The organism is Streptomyces altiplanensis, assembly GCF_053591575.1.
In genome coordinates, this window is record NZ_JBSFUB010000204.1 from 1 (window position 1) to 3,456 (window position 3,456).

Consider the following 3,456-nt stretch of genomic DNA (forward strand, 5'->3'; position numbering starts at 1 on the left):
TACACTTTTTTCAAACCACTTTTTCCCTCCCCGCCGCTCTTCCTATCTGCGGCCACTTTTTTCTCCTTTTTTTCGGGCGGGGGGGGGCGGGCTCTCGGGGCGGGCGCCGCCCTTGGACGGTTCAGCCGGGCCAAGTGCCGGTCAGGCGGCGGCACCGGCCCGGTCGACGGCCGCCTTGAAGACCGCGAAGATCGCACCCTGCAAGGCTGCGGCGAGCAGGACCTCCTGCCAGGTGCGGTGCTCATCGGTGGCGTCGGGGGCATCATCGTCGTGGTTGATCATCTTCTACGCCTGCTTGAACGCCGCGTCGGCGATCATGCCGCTCGCGGCACCGAGCGCCAGGCCGACCGGCTTGTAGGCGATCTTGGGTGCCTTCACCGGCGCCTTCACCGGCGCCTCCGGCTGCGCCGCAGGAGCAGGAAGACGACGAACGCGACGGCCGCGGCGATCAGCGGCGTGCGGTTGGCCTTCGCCATGGACGCGGCCGACTCGGCCTTCTCACGGACCGGATCTGGGGTCTTCTCCGCGGCAAGCTGTCCGGCGCGGGCCGCGGTGTCGCGTACCTGGGCCGCGGCGTGAGCGGCCTTGTCCAGAAGCGGATCGGGGGTCTTGTCCTTGACCAACTGAGCGGCGTGCGCCGCCTTCTCCCGGAGTTGGTCGCCGACGAGGGTGGCCTTCTCGGCGGCCTGCTCCTTGATCTCGGCTGCCTTCTCCTTGGCCTGCGCCTTGACGTCGGCCTTGGCCGCCAGCGCCTCCACGGTCTGGCCGAGCTCGTCGCGGGTGTGCTCAACCTGCTCACGCAGCTCCTCGGGAGTGGGCGCGGCGTCCTTGTCGCCCTGGGAAGGGGTGCTCATCGGTGTGATGCCTCCTTGATCTCGGCCACGTCGGCCTTGACGCTGTTGATGGCCTGCTCGGGTGCGGGGGTGCCGGCCTCGGCGATCTGCTTCTTCCCGGCCGCGGCCATCCCGGCTGCGACGGCCGCCAGCAGGGCGGCGATGATCAGAGCCGAGGCCCACACCGGGAGGAGCAGCGCGAGGGCTGTGATCACGGCGCCGACCAGAGCCTGCGCGGCGAGGATGCCGACCAGGCCGGCCCCGCCGAACAGGCCGCCGCCCACACCGAAGCGTTTGCCCTTCTGGGTCATCTCCGCCCGAGCCAGCTGCATCTCTTCACGGACCAGCTCCGAAATCTGCTGCGATGCCCGCGATACGAGGTCGCCCACCGATTCCTCAGGAATGCCGTGGCCCGGGTGCCGTCCAACGGCGCTCATCTGCTCTTCACCTTCTCCGCATGCTTGGTGCGTTATGGCGCGATGGCTGCCATTCGTGTTGTCTGTGCGGTGCCGCGCCGGTCAGCGGCCCGAATTGGTACCGGTGGTGTCTTGGACGGGGAGTCGGCGTTGCGTTTGACGGAGTCGATGCCGTCCAGGCAGGCGCGATGGCTCTCGTAGTGCTCGCTGGTCGCGATGACCTGCCCGTTCGTTGCGATCAGAACGAAGTGATACCCCTTGCCCGGCTGGTGCCGGACCTCGAAACGAGCCGCCATGGCAGACCCCTCCCTGGTTGAAATGTGCACGCCGCTGTCACGGCGCGTACCCCGCGACCCGCCAGCCAGTCGGGTCAGCCTCAGCGGCGCAGAAGAATGCGGGGCGTCGCCCGTACGAGAGCGGCCGCAGTCAGACCGATGGCGGCGCCGACGGTGACGTCGGAGGGGTAGTGCGCTCCGCTGTGGACCCGCTCGATCGCCACCAGCACTGCCGGTACGGCGCACGCGGCACCCGCCCACGGCCAAGAGGGCGCGACGGCAGCCGTGAACGCGACGGCGGCCGCGGTATGACCAGAGGGGAAGGAGGAGCTATCGGGCCGGTCCTCGACATCGTCGTGCGGGATCCACTCCTTCGGCGGCCGGCGCCGCTCCACGAGCTGTTTCACGACCCCGTTGGACAGCAATTCCGCCACCGCCATGGCCGTGATTCCGGCGGCTGCCGCTTTGCGGCCCCTCCATCCGCCGCCGGCCGCCATGGCCACGGCGGCGGCCCACCACAGCTTCGTGTGCTCGGCCGCTTCCTCGACCGGCGGCAGGAGCTCACGGGCCCAGTCGGAGTCCCACGCGGCCATCCGCCGGGTCAGCCAGTGATCGCCGTCGCGCAGCGCCATCACAATTCCCATGCCGTGACCCTTGCCCGCCCGCAGCGCCTCCACACAGTGATCACTCCAGGCGGCGGTCTTTATCGCTCCACTCGCGGGTGTCGCGGGGCTCGACGTAGGGCTCCTCACCCTCGGGATGCCCGCCGACGACCGCACGCTGGCGGGCCATCTCGGCATCGAACTCCAAACCGAGCAGGATCGCCAGAGTCGTGATCCACAGCCACACCAGGAAGATGATCACTCCGGTGAGGGTGCCGTACGTCTTGTTGTAGGAGCCGAAGTTCGCTACGTAGAACGCGAAGCCGGCCGAGGCGAGCATCCAGATCACCAGCGTCAGGAAACTGCCGGGGGTGACCCACTTGAAGCCGCGACCCTTGGCGTTGGGGGCCGCCCAGTACAGGATCGCGATCATGATCGTGACGAGGAGGACCAGGACCGGCCACTTCGCGATCGACCACACCGTCTGCGCGCTGTCACCGATACCGAGGGCGGCGCCCGCCTGGCGGCCCAACCCGCCGGTGAAGAGCACGATTGGCGCGCTGACCACGGCCAGGATCATCAGCATGACGGTCAGCCAACCGCAGTGGCAGGACCTTCCACACCGGGCGTCCCTCGGGCGACACGAGCACCAGGAGGGCCGGGAAGAGAGCCAGCACGCCGTAGTAGGTGAGAGCTGCGGCCCGGTCGGTGAACTCGTCGTTGTGCCGCGCAGCACTGCCACCCATGACCGTTTCGGCATCTCCGAAAGCTGATCCGGCGCCCGCTCCTCAACCTGCTCATCGGGACCCACACTCCCGGCCCCGCCCGCAGTGGGCCCGCGGTCGTCACCGTGCTCTGGTTTCGGTGTACGTGTAATACCCGGCGGCTTTCCACCCACGCCTGCCCCATGCACCGCCAAACCTGGCGGGATGGGCCGGTTGCGTGCGACCCACGGGGGGGAGGCCTAAAAACGACCAAAGGGTAGATATCTATGTAAAGGGAGTGAATATGATCACCCAGGATCAGATCCCCTCTGCACTCGACCACCCGGTCTACGACTCCGACGGGAACAAGCTCGGCGAGGCCAAGCATGTCTTCCTCGACGACGCCACCGGCCAGCCGGAATGGGTCAGCATCAAGACCGGCATATTCGGCATGAACGAGTCCTTCGTCCCCATCAAGGACGCCACCGTGGTCGAGGACCACCTCGAGGTTCCCTTTGCCAAGGACAAGATTAAGACATCGTTTCTTATGGCGTGATCATTCGTTGATCCGTGCATGACGGATCTGGTGGAGCGGTTGGTGCCGGAGGAGTTGTGGGTGCTGTTTC

The 3,456-nt window shown here is 67.4% G+C and carries 4 protein-coding genes and 3 pseudogenes; 1 reads left to right on the top strand and 6 read right to left on the bottom strand.

Features of this window, described 5'->3' with window-relative positions:
- Positions 1-121 precede the first annotated feature (121 nt).
- From ACWD0Y_RS36330 to ACWD0Y_RS36355, 6 genes and pseudogenes are all read right to left on the bottom strand, one after another.
- A pseudogene (locus tag ACWD0Y_RS36330) lies at positions 122-378 on the bottom strand (DUF4235 domain-containing protein).
- Between the two features lie 8 nt (positions 379-386).
- Complete coding sequence (locus ACWD0Y_RS36335) at positions 387-854, bottom strand: DUF3618 domain-containing protein (protein WP_450264526.1); 468 nt, start codon at positions 852-854, stop codon at positions 387-389.
- Positions 851-1,270, bottom strand: a complete 420-nt coding sequence (locus tag ACWD0Y_RS36340; RefSeq protein ID WP_450264527.1) for a phage holin family protein — start codon at positions 1,268-1,270, stop codon at positions 851-853. The genes ACWD0Y_RS36335 and ACWD0Y_RS36340 overlap by 4 nt, the downstream gene beginning before the upstream one ends.
- A 32-nt stretch (positions 1,271-1,302) precedes the next feature.
- Entirely contained in the window at positions 1,303-1,545 is a 243-nt protein-coding gene (locus ACWD0Y_RS36345; RefSeq protein ID WP_450264528.1) for a YegP family protein, read from the bottom strand.
- An 80-nt stretch (positions 1,546-1,625) separates the two neighbouring features.
- Complete coding sequence (locus ACWD0Y_RS36350) at positions 1,626-2,168, bottom strand: phosphatase PAP2 family protein (protein ID WP_450264529.1); 543 nt, start codon at positions 2,166-2,168, stop codon at positions 1,626-1,628.
- Positions 2,169-2,208: 40 nt separating this feature from the next.
- Positions 2,209-3,003 (bottom strand): annotated as a pseudogene (locus ACWD0Y_RS36355) (YihY/virulence factor BrkB family protein).
- A 131-nt stretch (positions 3,004-3,134) separates the two neighbouring features.
- On the opposite strand from ACWD0Y_RS36355, the pseudogene ACWD0Y_RS36360 reads away from it, so the two are divergent.
- Positions 3,135-3,365, top strand: a pseudogene (locus tag ACWD0Y_RS36360) (PRC-barrel domain-containing protein); the annotation flags it as partial.
- Positions 3,366-3,456 lie beyond the last annotated feature (91 nt).

Bases quoted from the DNA above. Each gene is read 5' to 3' on its own strand.
- ACWD0Y_RS36335 (WP_450264526.1), bottom strand. From the start codon at position 854: ATGAGCACCCCTTCCCAGGGCGACAAGGACGCCGCGCCCACTCCCGAG.
- ACWD0Y_RS36340 (WP_450264527.1), bottom strand. From the start codon at position 1,270: ATGAGCGCCGTTGGACGGCACCCGGGCCACGGCATTCCTGAGGAATCG.
- ACWD0Y_RS36345 (WP_450264528.1), bottom strand. From the start codon at position 1,545: ATGGCGGCTCGTTTCGAGGTCCGGCACCAGCCGGGCAAGGGGTATCAC.
- ACWD0Y_RS36350 (WP_450264529.1), bottom strand. From the start codon at position 2,168: ATGGGAATTGTGATGGCGCTGCGCGACGGCGATCACTGGCTGACCCGG.